Here is a 17,149-nt window from a genome sequence, read left to right on the forward strand (position 1 = left end):
ATTTAAATAAAACCACAAATTTGAACATTGATTAACGATAATGAATACGAGGGATATCAATATGAAAAAAGCGCTACTGACCATTTTTGCGTTCGCTCTAATGACTTCAACCGCTGGGTTTGCTTTCGCAAAAGGAATTAACAATGTTAACTTTCAAGTGATACCAATGGGGCAATTTACTGGTGTTACTGTGTCCGAGAATGGCCAAGTATTAGCGAATACGCCAGTCACGGTGAAAGGTAAGACGACCTCAGAGGTTTATAACACCAACAAAGATGGTATGTTCTATCTGTCCAATATTACCCATTCTAATAAAGAGTACACTTTGCAGGTCACTGATAATGCAGGTCACACCGTCAGTCAAACCACTTTTATTAGGGGCACATTTTCTAGTTAATCCATGATTCTATCTTCCCATATTGTTCAAATATAGGGAAGATAGACAAACATATACATTAATAATTACTAATACTCACAGTAATTCACAAAACATATAATTTATATATCAAAAAAAGAGTGCAATTTTAAACACTATTATTTTGTATAAATTATTTATTGATATAAATCTTTGAACTTTATTACCATTAGGTGATAATAGATAAATAATCATAAAACCGATGTCAATATTATAGATATATATTACTGAATAGTAAGAAGTTAGCACTCACTATACACATTAAATTCATCATGATTGTTGGATTTTAAAAAAGTTCCAAAAAATTGGATAACATTTGTGGAAAGTATGTATTCCAAATTAAATAAAGACATTTAATTATTGAAATGGAATGCTGTAATCCAGCTCAATCCAATATCCAATTGAGAATAGTCAGTTATAAAGAGGCGTTCCTATGAAAAAATATGTACCTTTGATAATTGCGCTAAGTGCAGTATCCGGCGCGACCTATGCGGCTACAACTACATCTAGCGAAAAAACTGTCGACTACCTACAAGTAAGACAAGGAGTCGCTTATCAGGTAAATCAAACTACGCCTTATACTGGTAAGTATGTTGAAAAATATGACAACGGCCAGTTTGCAACCAAAGCTCAATTCAAGAATGGCTTGGAATATGGACAAGAAACCAACTGGTTTGTTAACGGACAGGTTGCATCTAAGATCCACTATGTAAAAGGGAAAATAGATGGCAAAGTTGAAGCTTGGTATCCGAACGGAGCGAAAAAAGCTGAACTCGTATACAAAAACGGCAAGCTAAATGGCCACGTCGAGCGTTGGTTCCCTAACGGTGAAAAACGACTCACTGCGAATTACGTGAATGGTAAAGAGAATGGTACCTTCATTCACTACTACCCTAACGGCCATAAAGCGACTGAAGCAAAGTATAAAGATGGCGCTCTAAAAGATGGAACTGTGACTTGCTGGAACCCTGAAGGTCAAAAAGTAGAACAGCTAACATTTAGACACCAGCGTTTGATTTCAGAGCAATCTTGGTTACCAAGTGACGCTCACAGCTAATCACTCTGCGAAATAAAAACTTTAAAGCCTAGCAATCGCTAGGCTTTTTTCTAAAACGTAAACGAATCAACGTACACAGAATAGGCACCAGCAAAGATATTGCAAGCCCAAACTCTGCTAGCAAAGAGTAATTCTGGCTACTGTGCCCCGAAGACAAGATAACACTTCCTACACCGCCAGCGGCAGCCATCGCTAAATACTGCACTCCCCCTTGAGTTCCAATCATCAACGTTCTCAGCTCAGAGTTTGAGTGTTGGAGTATGTCAGTTTTGACCACTAACGTGCGGCTTGCGCTGAGCAAAATAAACAGAACAAATGCAACAACAGCCACTGGCAGCTGTTGGGAAGAAAATACCACAATAGCCAATATAGCTACTCCAAAAGATGCCCCTACGATGATCCATGAAGGAAGGAAAGCGTCTTGCTTAGAGGAATACCTATTGATTGTGATGTAGCAGCCCAATCCGCCCACTACATAGCTCGCGCTGAGCAAAAATGAAGGAAGGTGAAGCTTTGTGAGTAAGAAAGTTGGCAGCTGAATGGAAAATAGAAACGTACTAAATACACATATAAACAACGTAGAGCTGCACAAGAAGAAGTCTCGCCAACTCACTGATTGAAAATGGTCATTCAATAACTGTGTGTCATCGGCTTTAACTGGAGCATTATTCACTCGAGGTAACACACAAAAAAAAGCCACCAAATGGAGCGCTGCTAGTAGCTCAAGCGATGTTCTCCAACCATATTCACCAGCAATAGAAATGAGTGGCGATACTCCAATTGCGAGAGCAAGAGGGTAACAGCTTAACAACGAACCCATTCGTTTCTTTTGCATGCTTACTTTTCCACATGCCACGGTATCATTGAAATTCATGACCGAGAGTGCTCCACCAAAACAGCCTATAAGGCTCTGATAAACCAACATCAACGGAAATGAGCTCACTTGTGCAAATAAATAAGTCACCACAGATAGAGCCAGCAATAGCATTTTCATAACCTGCAGATCACTTGGTTGCCTTTTTCTCACCAAGTAGCTGGTAATTAACGCCGAAACCGCCTTGCCACTCACTAGGTAGCCAATCAAGGAAGGAGACAATCCAATATCTTGTGATATATAAGCAGCCAACGGAATAACGAGAAGTGAACTGATCGCGATAACAAAATGGGTATAGATTGAAACGCCCATTGACTGAAAGTAATAAATAGAACCATTTTTCAAATACATAATTAGTGTTTCCTTATAGAAAACACTAAGGTTATTTATTGCAGACAATAAGATAAACTAGCTAGAATAGCTTTCACTATTTCATATTATGGGATAATTAAGTGAACAGTAAGATAGATCAAATCTGGCTTGAAAGTTTTTATTGTGTCCATCACTGCAACAGCTTTTCTCGAGCAAGCGAGCAACTCGGGATACCAAGTACAAATGTCAGTAGACATATTAGTTTGTTGGAAAAACATCTAGGCGTCAGGTTGTTTGAACGGAGCACAAGAAAAGTTTCCACTACAGAAGCGGGTATCCGATTATATGAAAGAACTCACCACCTAACGGCTGCGCTTGAAGAAGCATTCGACGACATTAAATCCAACAACAATACACTATCGGGGCAACTAAAACTGTTAGTACCCGACATACCCGTGCTTGGAGAAGCAATTACATCATTTGTCGTTGAACACCCATCAATATCAGTGTCATGTGACACTAGCCTTGACTCAAGAATCACGTTGCAAGATGGCTATGACGTCATTTTAAGCTTTAACCGAGGCAAGCTCGCCGATAAAAATTGGATTGCAACTAAAATCGCTAGTTGGAAAAGTGCTGTTGTTGGCAGCCCTAAGCTGATAGAAAAAGTGGGGCGACCTAAGACGGTTAAAGAGTTAGGAAAGCTTCCCTTTATAACGACGACCACTGCTCTCAATGGCACCCCTTGGAAGTTTCAAACGTCAAAGAACATGCAGCCATTAACCTTAAGTGTCGTTTCAAATTTTAAAGTGAATAGCGGAAGTATGGCCAAACAAGCGGCTATTGCTGGCCTTGGCTTCGCCATACTAGCAGAGCAAGTATGTGAAAGTGAAATAAGAGACTCAAAACTAGAAAGGATTAAGTTAGATCTTGAACCGCTGAAATTAGACTTGTATGCATACTACTCCACAAGAACGTTCTTGCCCCCCAAAGTAAAAGCCTTTTTAGATCACTTAAAGGAGACGAGAATTTAGAATTAAGTCATCAGTTAATACTCAACCCAGCATCGACGATAAAGTCTTGCCCTGTGCAGCCAGAAGATTCATCGGAGGCTAAAAACAACGCCATACGAGCACAGTGGGTACCATCAAGTCTGACTTTAAGCGCTTGTTGATCGATAAAGCGTAGCTCCGCTTCTGGGTCTAAATTCGCCCACATAGCTTCCTGCTTAGGCGTTTTGATCGCTCCGGGCACTAATGAATTGACACGAATCCCTTTTGCACCAAGCTCATGAGCAAGTGCTCGTGTCATGCCATGAATTGCAGCTTTAGAAATCGAATAACATACACGCCCAGGTTTTCCACGACGCCAAATGATTGATCCCATGTTAATAATCGAACCACTGCCGTTTTCTTCCATACTCGGCACAACAGACTGAATCGCAAATAATTGATGTCTTAAGTTAATATTCATCCGCTCGTTATATTCCAGCTCTGTCAGATCTTCCAATGAGTGATGTGCATCGCTAGCAGCATTATTTACCAAAACATCAATTGCTCCTAGTTGAGCCTGAACTTCAGATAAGACAAACTGTAACTGCTCAATATCCGTCACATCACACTGATAAAACTCACCGTGAATTTCCGTGGCTAGAGCCCGCCCAGTATCTTGTTGGATATCTAAAATAGCCACTTTTGAACCTTGGCTGGCAAAAGCCCTAGCCAATTCAGCACCAATCCCAGACGCAGCACCAGTAATCACCACACATTTTTTGTCTAAAGAGCGATAGACTACGCTGTCATTGTAATTCATTAAAAACTCGATTTTACGTTAGCGGAAAATTGGTGAGATCTTAGAGAAAAAAGCACCTTCTTCCAAGAAGGTTTTCGCTGACTAAAATGGGATCTTTGTTTTCCACATGAACGAGGAATAATAGGTATCCTGTCAGCTGCACTCCTTTGACGGTAACTATTTGACTCAATTCGTAAAAAACGTTAGGTACGAAATATTAGTAACGCTATGAGATGGAAAAAATTTCTATACCGACAGTTTTGCCTCGACTCAGGGTTACCAATCTGCCCCTCCGCATCATGCAGAGAATGTCCAAGCTACAACGAGTGTTACACTGGGGGACTATTCCTGAATGGATAACTGCTGTAAGGCTACCATCGCCTGCTCGGCATGATCTGATGGCACAAATACGTGGTCATGATAGTAGGCAGCAACAACATTGGCACTAATTCCAACAGACGCCAACTTATTTGATACTGCAGCCGTTAACCCAACAGCCTCTAGGCTTGAATGCACTTGCAAGGTAATTTGCTTGAACGTTCCTTCAAATGAAAGTTGAGCTTTCATCGCTTTCTCTACCGTTGTAATTAACGTAAACCCTTCACTTTCTTGAAAAGTACAAATAGGTTCTAGATAGGCGTACTGAGCGAATAACTGTTGAGGGATAGAGCAAAACACATATTCTCCATCTTGCAGCTGTGGAGACATAGATTGAATTAACTTGTCTAGATCGACAATGCCCGCCATAAGTATCTACCCTTAATAAAACAGTGAAATTACCCAACAAATTGGTGTGCGTGATTTTCAGAATACTTAACTTGTAGACCCATGTCACATTAAATAAAAAGGAGATCTCAAACACAATGAGATAAAAGTCACATTAAAAATCCAGAATAGTTACTAAAAAGATATAAATAAGACATTGATCACAATTTATATCTACCAAAAATAAAATTAAATGTGATATTGATCATCCATTTTAATTTGACTTGTAAGAATAAGAAATTTTGAAAATTAATTACACAACCAATAAGAGACAAAAGTCACATTAAAATCTCTTTCACCACAAAAATATGTGAAGAAAATAACAAAAACCCGTTATCAGCCGTTATTTAGCATTGTGTGGTAAATTGACTGTGAACTAAACAACCAGCGGTTTTGGCGAACCGTACTACACAAGAATTAATAAAAACATCAAACGGGGAATCCCTATGATATCACCAGACGCTAAGATTAAGATACAGAATTTTGGCCGCTTCTTATCAAATATGGTTATGCCCAACATAGGCGCATTTATCGCTTGGGGCTTTATAACCGCACTATTTATTCCTACAGGCTGGCTACCTAACCCAACATTAGCCTCAATGGTTGATCCAATGATCACCTACCTTCTACCTCTGCTCATCGGTTATACCGGAGGTAAATTGATTGGAGGTGAACGTGGTGCGATTGTTGGTGCGATCACAACCATGGGTGTGATTGTTGGGACGGATATACCTATGTTCATGGGAGCAATGATTGTTGGACCACTTGGCGGACTAGCAATAAAGACTTTCGATCAATACATAGAAGGCAAAGTGAAAAGTGGCTTTGAAATGTTGGTCAACAACTTTTCTGCGGGCATTATTGGCATGCTTTGCGCAATTGTTGCTTTTCTATTTATTGGCCCGTTTGTCACTATTGTTTCTGGCATATTGGCACAGGGCGTTCACTTCCTAGTTCAGGCTAATCTGCTGCCGTTAACTTCTATATTTGTTGAACCCGCGAAAATTCTATTTCTAAATAACGCAATTAATCACGGTATTTTCTCTCCACTTGGTATTCAACAAGCCAGTGAAACTGGGCGATCAATCTTCTTCTTAATTGAAGCTAACCCAGGCCCGGGATTAGGTATTCTTCTAGCGTACATGTTCTTTGGTAAAGGAACAGCTCGTCAAACAGCGGGTGGAGCTTCAATTATCCACTTCTTTGGCGGAATCCATGAGATTTATTTTCCATATGTACTGATGAACCCTCGTCTTATTTTAGCGGCAATTGCGGGTGGAATGACTGGTGTGTTTGTGCTGACTGTATTTCATGCGGGAATAGTATCTCCAGCTTCGCCGGGTTCGATATTTGCCATCTTGCTGCTGACCCCTAAAACGTCAATATTAGGTGTCATCGCTTCTATTTCTGCCGCAACCGCAGTTTCATTTGCTGTTGCAGCTCTATTACTAAAAACCCAAACATCCAAAGAAGAAGACGGGGAAGGAACATCTCTATCTCAAGCTAAAGAAAAAATGGCGAACATGAAAGCCGCAACAAAGCAGCCGGATAGCTCCAATACTGATAAGAGCACTAAAACGCTCACTGAAGTAAGAAATATCGTGGTTGCCTGCGATGCAGGTATGGGCTCCAGCGCAATGGGGGCTAGCTTACTACGCAAAAAAGTGACCACCGCAGGACTCAATATCCATGTTTCAAACCTCGCCATCAATAGCCTAACAGAGAGTGCCGATATCGTGATTACTCATAAAGAACTGACCGCCCGTGCCCGTCAATACGCTAAAAATGCCATTCATATTCCTTTGACAAACTTCTTAGACAGCGAACTCTATGAGCAATTGGTGCAAAACATCAATACCGCGCAAGGTGCGCCTGTTGTGGATGAAAATACGAACAGCTCAACTAACGTATCTCTAGTGTCTGCAAATGATACAGATTACCAACCGCAAGAAAAAAGCGTCTTCCAACTGACTCCAAACAATATCCACCTTGGGCTATCAGCAAATTCCAAGCAACAAGCTATCCAGTTCGCTGGCGACCAACTTGTAAAGCTTGGTTATGTTGAGCCTGAGTATATATCTGCAATGTTTGAGCGAGAGGGTTTAGTTCCAACCTACTTGGGTGAATCCATTGCAGTTCCACACGGGACAGTTGAGGCGAAAGATAAAGTAAAACAAACCGGCATTGTCATTTGCCAATATCGCGAAGGTATTCAATTCACTGACGATGAAGACGACATCGCCAAGTTAGTGATTGGTGTTGCCGCCAAAAACGATGAGCACATTCAAGTTATCACTACCATTACTAATGCGCTTGATGATCCTGAAGCAATTGAAAAACTAACCAGTACCAACAACGTTGATGACGTTTTGCAAATTTTATCTGGTACCGAATCGAAATAACTCAATACACACTCGCTGTGGTAGTGACCATGAGTAACTGGTCACTGCTGAGTCTCAATAGCTTAAAAGAGAACAGAATTATTATGAAAAACGCATTGCATTTTGGAGCAGGTAACATCGGCCGTGGCTTCATCGGAAAAGTATTAGCTGAAGCAAACATGGCTGTCACATTTGCAGACGTCGACAAACCACTTATCGACCAGCTCAGCCACAAACAAGAATACAAAGTGAAAGTCGTTGGCAAAGACTGTAAAGTCGATACCATTCGCCATATCACGGCTGTCAATTCAGCCAGCGATGATTTAATCAGTAACATCGTGAAAACTGATTTAATTACAACGGCTGTTGGACCGAATGTACTCAAACGGATAGCCAAATCCATCGCTCAAGGGCTTGAGGCTCGGTTCGCATTGGGAAACAACCAACCGCTAAATGTTATTGCCTGCGAAAACATGGTAAGAGGAACCACTCACCTAAAAGAAGAAGTGTACAAATATCTAGCCCCTTCACTTCATAGCAAAGCAGATGATTTAGTAGGATTTGTGGATTCTGCTGTCGATCGAATTGTCCCACCACTTGGCGCAGCGAACGATGACCCACTAGAGGTCACAGTAGAAAGCTTCAGCGAGTGGATTGTAGACCAAACTCAATTTAAAGGAACTGTCCCCGCTATTAACGGAATGGAAACCACCCAAAACTTGATGGCATTCGTAGAGAGGAAACTGTTTACCCTCAATACTGGTCACTGCATTACCGCTTACTTAGGCAACTTAAAAGGGTATACAACCATCAAAGACGCGATTGAAGATCCGCAGATTCGAGCAGAGGTCAAACAAGCCATGCTCGAAAGTGGAGAAGTGCTCATTCAGCGTTATTCCTTCGACAGAGAAAAGCATTTAGGATACATCGAAAAAATACTCAATCGCTTTGCCAACCCGTATCTTTGTGACGAAATTGAGCGTGTCGCTCGGCAGCCAATACGCAAATTAAGTTTAAACGATAGATTAGTAAAGCCATTACTAGGTACAATTGAATACGATACTGAAAACAAATCACTTTTGAAAGGTATCGCTGCTGCACTTAAGTACAAGAATGAGGCCGATGGCCAAGCAGTGGAATTGCAAAAGTCGATAGAGACTCGGGGCCTAAAAGATACCATTGTTAGCTACACTGGCCTTGACGCAGACAGTCAAGTAATTAAAAAGATTGAGCAAACCTTTCAACAAATGTAAGTGAGTCGGGGAGCATCGCTCCCCCAATAATATAAAAATATATGCCAACTGAATTTAACGAAGCTAACATTCTAGAACGCTTAAACAATACTCCCACCGTGCGTGGGTTCTTTATTGCGACTGAAGAAATCCTCAACGAGGCCATCGATAATTTAATAAATAGAATTTTTCGCAAAGACAACTTCGCAGTCCAATCCGTTGTCGGGCCTTTACTGCAAGATTCTGGCCCTTTAGGCGATCTCTCCGTTCGACTTAAGCTTCTGTTTGGTTTGGGGGTACTGCACGACAACGTCTACCATGACGTCACAAGCTTACTTAAATTAAAGGCACAACTTGCAAGTGATGGTAATGACTACCAGTTTTCACACCCCAATATTTTAGAGCCAATTAAGCAGCTTAACTTAGTGAAAAAATTAAGCATGTTGCAACTAGAAACGCTGGAACCCGACGATGATATCGACATTGAGTTTTATCAGTTGCAACTGCAAAGGCAGCAGCAGGTTATCAAGTCCGGGCTATCACTAGCAATCGTTGAGATATGCAATGAATTAAATCGAGATAGCCCATTTTAAATCCCTTCAGAAAAATGTTTCTGAAACTTTTCAAGAATTAACTTTGAATTCTGGTTTAAAGGTTTCGTACTGAGATAAAAAACCGACAGTTCAAACTTTTCGATATCTATAGGCAGCTGGATAAGCTTGCCTTGAGCAATTTTATCTTCCACTAAAAATTTAGGAACAATCGTTGCTGCTTTGCCTTCTTCCGCTAGAGAAATTCTTGTGGTATTAAAGTCAATTTCATAAGCAATGTTGCCTTTTGACTGTATTTCTTTATACGAATCGCTAAAGCGACTATATCCAGATAAACCTTCTGCAACCTGCTGTGGGAAAGACCAACGATAAGTAGTGATGTCATCATATTGCTGTGCATCAGGTGAAATAACGCCGACAATATCAAAACTAATTAGGCTCTTAATCACAAGCTGATCAACATGTGAAAAAAATTGTGCAGCTTTGCTATATACCATGAAAAAATCTATTTCATCCTGGAGTAACTTTTTGTAGAGCCCCTCCGGTGTGTCATCTTTTATTGAAAGCTTCAAATTAGGAAAATGATTTGAAAACATCACCGATAATAAACGTGTCGCAATCGGCGCAACAATCTTCCCTACTCCAATATTGATTTCTCCGTGGTCTCCTTTATGAATAATGTCAACTACATTACCCATACTGGAATAAGCAGAGCAAATATCCAGAACTTTTGGATATAAAGTTTTCGCCGCTTCAGTAGGATAGAAATTACGTGTATCGCGATGAAATAGAGGCAAATCTAACTGAATTTCAAAATTTTTAATGCTCTTTGTTATCGCGGACTGGGTCACACCATGAGCCTTCGCAGCTTGAGAAATACCACCCAACTCGTAAACACTGATAAAGTAACGCAAGTGATTGATTGTTATATTCTTGAGCTGGTCCATTCTAAATCCACCCAATACCTCTGTAAGCTAAAGCTGAATACTATACTAGATTGATATAGGAAAATATACTTATTTATATCAACAGTACAATTTAGTATACAATTGCAACCATATCAGTATTGCTGTAGGTTTAATGTATTAAAATCAAATTTAAAGCAAACACAAAGTAATAAACATATTCCAGATCAATTAAGTCATAAATTTCCCATTTCATAATTCCCACATAACTATCTAGCTAATTCAAATCAAACAACCAACAGGAATCTTTTTATTCCAGACAGGAATTAACTTGTTAGTGATAATAGTATCAAAGGCCATACCAAGGTCACGTTTGATTTAAAATCATGGAATATTTTAAACATAGGACTCTAATTAGGTGTTTGCTTACTATCAGTATTCACTGACTGATAGAATGAAGGAATACATAGCTACTACTCCTAATAGGAAAATATAATATCGAGGGTAGCATGCCTACTAAAACAAGTGTAAATAGACCAAGGCGTAATGCGATTGGTAAAAAATTAACGATACAAGATAAAGAAGCCTTGGATGTTAGACTTGGCACTATTAGATTTCTTTCGAGTTTAAATATTGAGACTGAGCAATTTACTTTTTCTAATTTTTTAACAAATACAGCGAAAGGTGGCTTTGAAAATTTTATCTGCGGTACAAGCCCTATTGAAGATGCATGGGACTCAAAATATGTACAAAAAGTTAGAAGCACCAAGCCTATCGAAGAATTAGAAAATGTAGCTACAAACCTCCTAAACAGTGCAAATAATAAACTACAAGAAATATACAATACAGCCTCAACTAAGCTAACAACGATACTTGACGAAAAAACGGCAGATTCAAAAATTCTCCGGGAACTTAGAAATTTCTGGAATGAAATAATGAATAAAATAAAAGTCAAATATGGGCATTACAGTCGATATATTTCCGATCAAATAGCGGATATCGGCCAATGGGTTGCCACATTATTTTCAGACATGCTTGCTAAATTCATTCCTTTTTGGGGATATGTGCAGAATGCTATCGATATTTATGACGGCACAAAAACAGCGCTAACACAGTGTAAGAATTTATTTGAACAACTATACAAAGGTAGAGGTGTGCATTTGGCAAGTGGCGTACCTATCCATATAGCTCAAACTTTAGCTACAAAATCTTTGACAGGAACACTTGGTGGGTTAAAAGATATGACTATTGGTATATTATCTATATGCGCTGATGCCAGTATAGATGCAGTATCTGGTGTGGGTAGTATGCTTTTCGAATTAATTAAAGGCATCACCGAGCGAGTCATTGCATATATAGACTTTATTATTCAAAAAATCTATTTAGCAAAAACGATCAAACAAGCAAAAAAATTATGGGCAACGAGACAATCGCCTGATAATATTATTTACGATCCTAAGGTATTCTCTGCTTGGTATCGTCGCAAAGTATTGCTAACCCCTATAGTAGCTGCGCTTACAATATGTAGTGGTGTCGTAGCTAACCCATTAAAGTTTTTACAACTTTTAAGTAAAACTAATAAACCTATCTCGCAGTCAGAATACAATAGTGGCGTGGAATACATCAAAACACTGAAATCTATTTCAGGTGATTACATAAGAGACTATGATGAAAACTATGATCTTACGTTTTCTAGCTCGGTTTCATTTATGGATAAAATCTTACAGCAAGTTCAATCTGATGATGAGCCAGAAGTGAAGACTGAAGTATTTAGAAATAGACCAAATGGACTTTTCGAAGTTTCCAAACTAGTTAAAACGACTAAAGCTCCTACAGAAAACGTAGTATCGCCAACGCTGCTAACTACGCCGACTAGATAACTTAATACCGATATTACCTTGCGGTAACACTGAATGAGAAGGTTAAAATATAACCTTCTCTTTTATATATGTCGTCTTATTCAGATTTCCTAAGTAACATTTAAGCCTTACATAAGATAAAACACTTCTAAGATCACATTTAGTCAAGGTTAGTCAATTATTCGTATTTAGAAAAATAAGTAAGTACTGAAAACACTACTTGCATAGAAGAAAAACATTGGAAAAAAAACGACAACAACTACTAAAATTCGATTATACCTGAGATGTAATAGCCACACGTCGATTGCGCTTTTTCCGAAACTCGTATCCATCATGCGTAAAATCTGGGCATTGGGTCGGATACTGAAATGCGTGATATTTAACACCATAGTTATGCGCCATATCCATTACGAAATGAAATCGATGCACTCTAGTTTGTTCCTTTCGATATTCTAAATTCCAAAAAGCGAACAAAGCCCAAGCAGCAGCCGTCAATTCTTCAACATTAGCTCCCAATTTTTTACACATGCTAAACATTCTGCCTGCCGTATACGAAGGCCCCATCTCTGTAGGTACTTCTGCTAACCTTGCAGACTCAATAAAGGGAGAGGTTTCTTTTATGGTTGTGAATTGGCCTGTTTTACCATTGTGAAAAGTATTATCTCTAAAAGTTTCAGTATTAACTAAAGCGACCTTTCTTCTTGTATACACCCCTGGTGCATTTTCTTCTAAAATAGTACATTTATTGTGGTTGTCATCGACATCACTAGTTCCGGGTTCTGCTGTATCAAACACTTCAATTAAATCATGAATCGCAGCAACTTTTTTAAAAATTGATGTTGTCGAGTTTGGATTGGTCACAATAGCTTTTATACCATTGAGCCTATAATAGTGATAATACAAACCTTTGTACGTACTAAAATTAGAAAAAATTTTACCATAAACCTTTTGAACCCTTTTATCATTTTGATGATAATCTGTGTGATACTTTATTAAATAGACGCTTAATTTTTTTAGCAAAGTATTAAGATTAGCTCTTATATAACTAGAGCTTTTGACTTGTCTAGCCAGTATGGTCTCTTTTTTCAAATTTTCATGGGAGTTAACCTCACCGAGAAGCGCCTTTGCTAATTGAACCTCATTTTCATAAAACCTAGAGTTTTCATCTTGGCCAGAAACATATCGATAATACAAATTATCAGATGAATTCAGCCATTTATCTAGTACCTTCTCAATCTCTTTTGCATTTTTTGCTACTGCTTTTGAAAGATCCCGCTCATAATTTAGAACTAAATTGGTAACTAGCTTCTTAACATATTTACTTGCTGAATCTTTAATAGGGATAAGGTTACCATTAAGGTTTTTTATGTAAATCATATCTTTCCACAGGATCATTTAAGTAACCAATAGCATATAGTTAATTCAAGTTACCGATAGGAATATATATATTACTAAAAATTAAACATTTCCCATTCAGCTTATGTAATAGACAAATTAAAAATAAATTCATATAAAATAATTGAAATTACATTTTGAAATTACTTATAACCAAATATTTTTAAGATAAAATTGATGGCATACAGCTAAGTAATTATTCTAACGATTCAGTGTAAATATTCACAATAAGTTTATACAATGTAAATAAATCAACCAACTTATAACATGACTAGCAAACCAATTGATAATTTATATAAATATAAAATCTACAGGATAATTAATAAATGGATAGTGTGCTAGAAAGCCCTCCTCAACTTCAAGAAATCAAACTCGACTCCACCGACTACGGCTGGATTGTCATGAGCATTGGTATGGCTATTGGTGCGGGTATTGTATTTCTGCCAGTTCAGGTAGGCGTTAGTGGTATCTGGGTATTTTTGCTTTCTTCAGCTATCGGCTATCCGGCCATGTACCTTTTTCAAAAGTTGTTTATTAACACCTTAGCTGAGTCAGGACAATGCACTGATTACACAGGTGTTATTTCTGGCTATTTAGGTAAAAACTGGGGAGCTTTGTTAGGCGCACTCTACTTCATTATGCTCATTATTTGGGTATTTGTTTACGCGTTGGCAGTGACCAATGACAGCGCCTCCTACCTACAGACTTATCACGTCACCGAAACCAATCTAAGTAACAACAGTATTTATGGTTTAATTCTAATTAGTGCTTTGGCTTTCATTGCAACAAAGGGCGAGAAAATACTATTTAAGCTCTCAGGTACTTTAGCCGTTACCGTATTAGCGTTAGTGGCGTTAATGGGAGTTCTTCTAATCCCTCAATGGCATCTAAGCCACTTACCACCTGTCGGCGATATTGGCTCACTAGTCAAAAATGCCATCGTTACTCTGCCTTTTACTATCACCTCTATCTTGTTTCTTCAGTCTTTGAGCCCTATGGTGATTTTTTACCGCTCCAAAGAAAAGTCTGTGGAAGTGGCTCGAGTAAAAGCACAGCGAGCAATGAAAATTTCATTCGCTATCTTATTTGCAATAGTCTTCTTCTATGCCATTTCGTTTACTCTCGCGATTTCTCAGCAGCAAGCGATTCATGCGAAACAAGACAATATTTCAGCTTTGGCTATCATCGCCTATTATTTCCCAGGCAGCTGGGCCACAGTCGCAGGTATCATCATTAACCTATTTGCAGTGGTTACCTCCTTTTTTGGTGTTTTCCTTGGTATCCAAGAAGCAAGCAAAGGTATCGTGATGAACCTGTTGCGTCGCAAGTACAAAGCTTCATCAATTAGCGAAAAGCTAGTGAATAATGCGGTAGTAGTTTTCGTCATCTTGTTGGCATGGGCTGCTATTTCCAGCAACTTCCCAATTCTCTCGTTTACTTCTTTATCAAGCCCTATTTTTGGTTTGGTTGGCTGCCTGATCCCAGCTTATTTAGTCTATAAAGTGCCTTCGCTTGCTAAGTACAGAGGCTTGCCAACCCAGTTGATCATTTTAACTGGGGGACTTCTTCTGATTTCACCATTCCTTGCCTTCTTTCAATAGCAACGGATAACGAAAAGGTGCCTATGAGAGCAAAATCTAAGGCTCCTTTCTCTTGTTCTAAAGTACCCTTGTTATCGACCGATTACTCATTACCCTGCATTTAATGCTAGAATATGCAGCCTTAGATTTTGCCTGTAAACATATAAAAAATGTTAAGTATATAAAATTAAAACATTAATTTGAGACATTAAACATGTTAAACATTGGTTGCAAATGCTAGTGTTTTCGCCCAAATTATGTCGACTTTTGCACATAATTTGCTATCTCTCGAGCAGCCTTTTTCAATTTAATGATTATCGATGATTTGCAAAAACATTGTTATGCACTGTTTTCTGCCTATCCGTAATCGTAGATCGGCCCCTCAACACTATCAGCAGTAGATAGCAAAGTATCCACATACTAAGCATATAAAATAATTATAATTTTTTACTTTTATTAGGTGAAACAAACAAATAACCAAGCTCTATAAGCTCACGATCAGTAAGATCAGTTTATAAGCGGACGGTCAATAGGAGACTTGATGTTAACTTTTTATATCGTTTTGGCGATTTACTTTTTAATCGTGTTCGCAATAGGTATTTTTGCGGCTCGCGCAACAAAAGATAATTCGGATTACGTGCTAGGTGGTCGTAGCCTAAGCCCAGCCATCACCGCTTTGGGGGCTGGAGCTTCAGATATGAGCGGCTGGCTGCTTCTCGGACTACCAGGCGCTGTTTTCGTTTCTGGCTTAGATCAACTTTGGCTTCCCGTTGGCCTAACTATTGGCGCTTACCTCAACTGGCGTTTTGTGGCTAAAAAACTCAGAATTTACACCGAAAATGTTGGCGACGCTCTGACTATACCTTCTTACTTTGACGCTCGATTTGGGCATGGAAACCGCGTATTAAGGTTGATGACAGCAGTTGTTATTCTCATTTTCTTTACTCTTTACGCTGCAGCAGGTTTCGTTAGTGGCGCCTTCCTTTTCCAAGCTCTTTTCCATTTGCCTTATCACCAAGCCGTTTGGTTCGGTGCGATTTTCCTCGTTGCCTACACAGCGATAGGCGGATTCTTAGCGGTAAACTGGGTCGATTTTTTCCAAGGTTCACTGATGTTTTTCGCCCTATTGATTACCCCAATTACCGTTTGGTATCACCTAGATCATTCAATGGCAACCAGTTCGCTTCCCATTCACTTCTTCTCTACTGTAAGCTCGCACACGAGTACTATCGGAATTATCTCACTACTTGCATGGGGACTTGGATACTTTGGCCAACCCCATATCTTAGTTCGTTTCATGGCAATTCGGGACGTAAAAGGAATGCCTGTGGCAAGAAGAATCTGCATGAGCTGGATGATTGTTTCGCTGCTAGGCGCATTTGCCGTCGGTATTACGGGTGCAATGTATTATGCGACACGTGGCCACAGTTTCGATAACGAAATGGTCTTTCTAGAGCTTGCAAAAGGGCTGTTCCCGACATGGGTTGCCGCTATCTTGTTCTCAGCCGTGTTGTCCGCTGTAATGAGCACTATCGCTGCGCAGCTATTGGCTTCTTCGAGTGCTCTGACTGAAGATATCGCCCACTTCTTCCACATTGATTTATCCGATAAATCCAAAGTGTGGCTCGGAAGGGCTGCTGTAGTTGCCGTCTCTCTAGTAGCGATGATTTTCGCTAGTGATCCGAAAAGTACCATTCTATCTATTGTAGGTAACGCTTGGGCAGGGATGGGAGCCGCGTTTGGTCCGGTTATTTTGTTCTCACTATTTTGGCGACGTTGTACCGCAAACGGAGCCATTGCAGCAATGATTGTTGGCGCTGCCGTAGTGATTGGCTGGATTTGGGCACACTCCGTGTGGCCAAACTCTGCACTGTTTAGCCTATATGAGATTGTACCTGGGTTTTTGCTAGCATCTCTTGCGCTAGTGATTGTCAGTTTAAAAGGCGAGCAGCCTTGCGAACAAACGCTTCATCACTTCGACGAAGTCACGAAGCATAGCTCCGAGGAATTGAGCTTACAAAAATAGTTTACT

General features: G+C 39.5%; 15 protein-coding genes. 10 read left to right on the forward strand and 5 right to left on the reverse strand.

Translation table 11 applies throughout. The features are described from left to right. Positions 1-61 precede the first annotated feature (61 nt). Entirely contained in the window at positions 62-397 is a 336-nt protein-coding gene (locus ACM2FC_RS00660; RefSeq protein ID WP_498478886.1) for an ATP-binding protein, read from the forward strand. A 451-nt stretch (positions 398-848) separates the two neighbouring features. Continuing rightward, entirely contained in the window at positions 849-1,472 is a 624-nt protein-coding gene (locus tag ACM2FC_RS00665; protein ID WP_498478887.1) for a toxin-antitoxin system YwqK family antitoxin, read from the forward strand. Between the two features lie 28 nt (positions 1,473-1,500). On the opposite strand, the gene ACM2FC_RS00670 is transcribed toward ACM2FC_RS00665, so the two are convergent. Further along, positions 1,501-2,697, reverse strand: coding sequence for an MFS transporter (locus ACM2FC_RS00670; protein ID WP_498478888.1), 1,197 nt, complete (start codon positions 2,695-2,697; stop codon positions 1,501-1,503). 101 nt (positions 2,698-2,798) lie between these two features. Here ACM2FC_RS00670 and ACM2FC_RS00675 point away from each other — a divergent pair, with 101 nt between their 5' ends. Continuing rightward, entirely contained in the window at positions 2,799-3,692 is an 894-nt protein-coding gene (locus tag ACM2FC_RS00675) for a LysR family transcriptional regulator (protein ID WP_498478889.1), read from the forward strand. Between the two features lie 10 nt (positions 3,693-3,702). Here the strand turns inward: ACM2FC_RS00675 and ACM2FC_RS00680 are convergent, their stop codons facing one another. Beyond that, positions 3,703-4,470, reverse strand: coding sequence for an SDR family NAD(P)-dependent oxidoreductase (locus tag ACM2FC_RS00680; RefSeq protein WP_498478890.1), 768 nt, complete (start codon positions 4,468-4,470; stop codon positions 3,703-3,705). Positions 4,471-4,677: 207 nt separating this feature from the next. Between ACM2FC_RS00680 and ACM2FC_RS00685 the strand changes: the two genes are divergently transcribed. Continuing rightward, positions 4,678-4,809, forward strand: a complete 132-nt coding sequence (locus ACM2FC_RS00685; protein ID WP_498478891.1) for a nitrogen fixation protein NifQ — start codon at positions 4,678-4,680, stop codon at positions 4,807-4,809. On the opposite strand, the gene ACM2FC_RS00690 is transcribed toward ACM2FC_RS00685, so the two are convergent. After that, a complete protein-coding gene (locus ACM2FC_RS00690; RefSeq protein ID WP_498478892.1) occupies positions 4,792-5,196 on the reverse strand; it encodes an ACT domain-containing protein in 405 nt (134 codons plus the stop codon). The genes ACM2FC_RS00685 and ACM2FC_RS00690 overlap by 18 nt on opposite strands. 521 nt (positions 5,197-5,717) lie before the next feature. Between ACM2FC_RS00690 and ACM2FC_RS00695 the strand changes: the two genes are divergently transcribed. From ACM2FC_RS00695 to ACM2FC_RS00705, 3 genes are all read left to right on the forward strand, one after another. Further along, the gene (locus ACM2FC_RS00695) at positions 5,718-7,616 is read left to right on the forward strand and encodes a PTS mannitol transporter subunit IICBA (RefSeq protein ID WP_498479495.1); all 1,899 of its coding nucleotides are present in this window, start codon (positions 5,718-5,720) and stop codon (positions 7,614-7,616) included. A gap of 83 nt (positions 7,617-7,699) precedes the next feature. Next, positions 7,700-8,848 (forward strand): mannitol-1-phosphate 5-dehydrogenase, encoded by a 1,149-nt coding sequence (locus ACM2FC_RS00700; RefSeq protein WP_498479497.1) that lies wholly within the window; start codon positions 7,700-7,702, stop codon positions 8,846-8,848. 41 nt (positions 8,849-8,889) lie between these two features. Beyond that, positions 8,890-9,420, forward strand: coding sequence for an MltR family transcriptional regulator (locus tag ACM2FC_RS00705; protein ID WP_498478893.1), 531 nt, complete (start codon positions 8,890-8,892; stop codon positions 9,418-9,420). On the opposite strand, the gene ACM2FC_RS00710 is transcribed toward ACM2FC_RS00705, so the two are convergent. Continuing rightward, entirely contained in the window at positions 9,417-10,325 is a 909-nt protein-coding gene (locus ACM2FC_RS00710) for a LysR family transcriptional regulator (protein WP_498478894.1), read from the reverse strand. The two genes, ACM2FC_RS00705 and ACM2FC_RS00710, sit on opposite strands and share 4 nt — an antisense overlap. A gap of 467 nt (positions 10,326-10,792) precedes the next feature. Between ACM2FC_RS00710 and ACM2FC_RS00715 the strand changes: the two genes are divergently transcribed. Further along, positions 10,793-12,163, forward strand: coding sequence for a hypothetical protein (locus ACM2FC_RS00715; RefSeq protein ID WP_498478895.1), 1,371 nt, complete (start codon positions 10,793-10,795; stop codon positions 12,161-12,163). Positions 12,164-12,415: 252 nt separating this feature from the next. Here ACM2FC_RS00715 and ACM2FC_RS00720 read toward each other — a convergent pair whose 3' ends face one another. Further along, positions 12,416-13,537 carry a hypothetical protein gene (locus ACM2FC_RS00720; RefSeq protein WP_498478896.1) on the reverse strand — a complete coding sequence of 374 codons (1,122 nt, stop codon included), beginning with the start codon at positions 13,535-13,537 and terminating at the stop codon, positions 12,416-12,418. Positions 13,538-13,863: 326 nt separating this feature from the next. Between ACM2FC_RS00720 and ACM2FC_RS00725 the strand changes: the two genes are divergently transcribed. Then, positions 13,864-15,138, forward strand: coding sequence for an aromatic amino acid transport family protein (locus ACM2FC_RS00725; protein ID WP_498478897.1), 1,275 nt, complete (start codon positions 13,864-13,866; stop codon positions 15,136-15,138). Positions 15,139-15,658: 520 nt separating this feature from the next. Further along, positions 15,659-17,143, forward strand: coding sequence for a sodium/proline symporter PutP (gene putP, locus ACM2FC_RS00730; RefSeq protein WP_498478898.1), 1,485 nt, complete (start codon positions 15,659-15,661; stop codon positions 17,141-17,143). Positions 17,144-17,149: the final 6 nt, after the last annotated feature.

The organism is Vibrio sp. A37, from assembly GCF_059777565.1.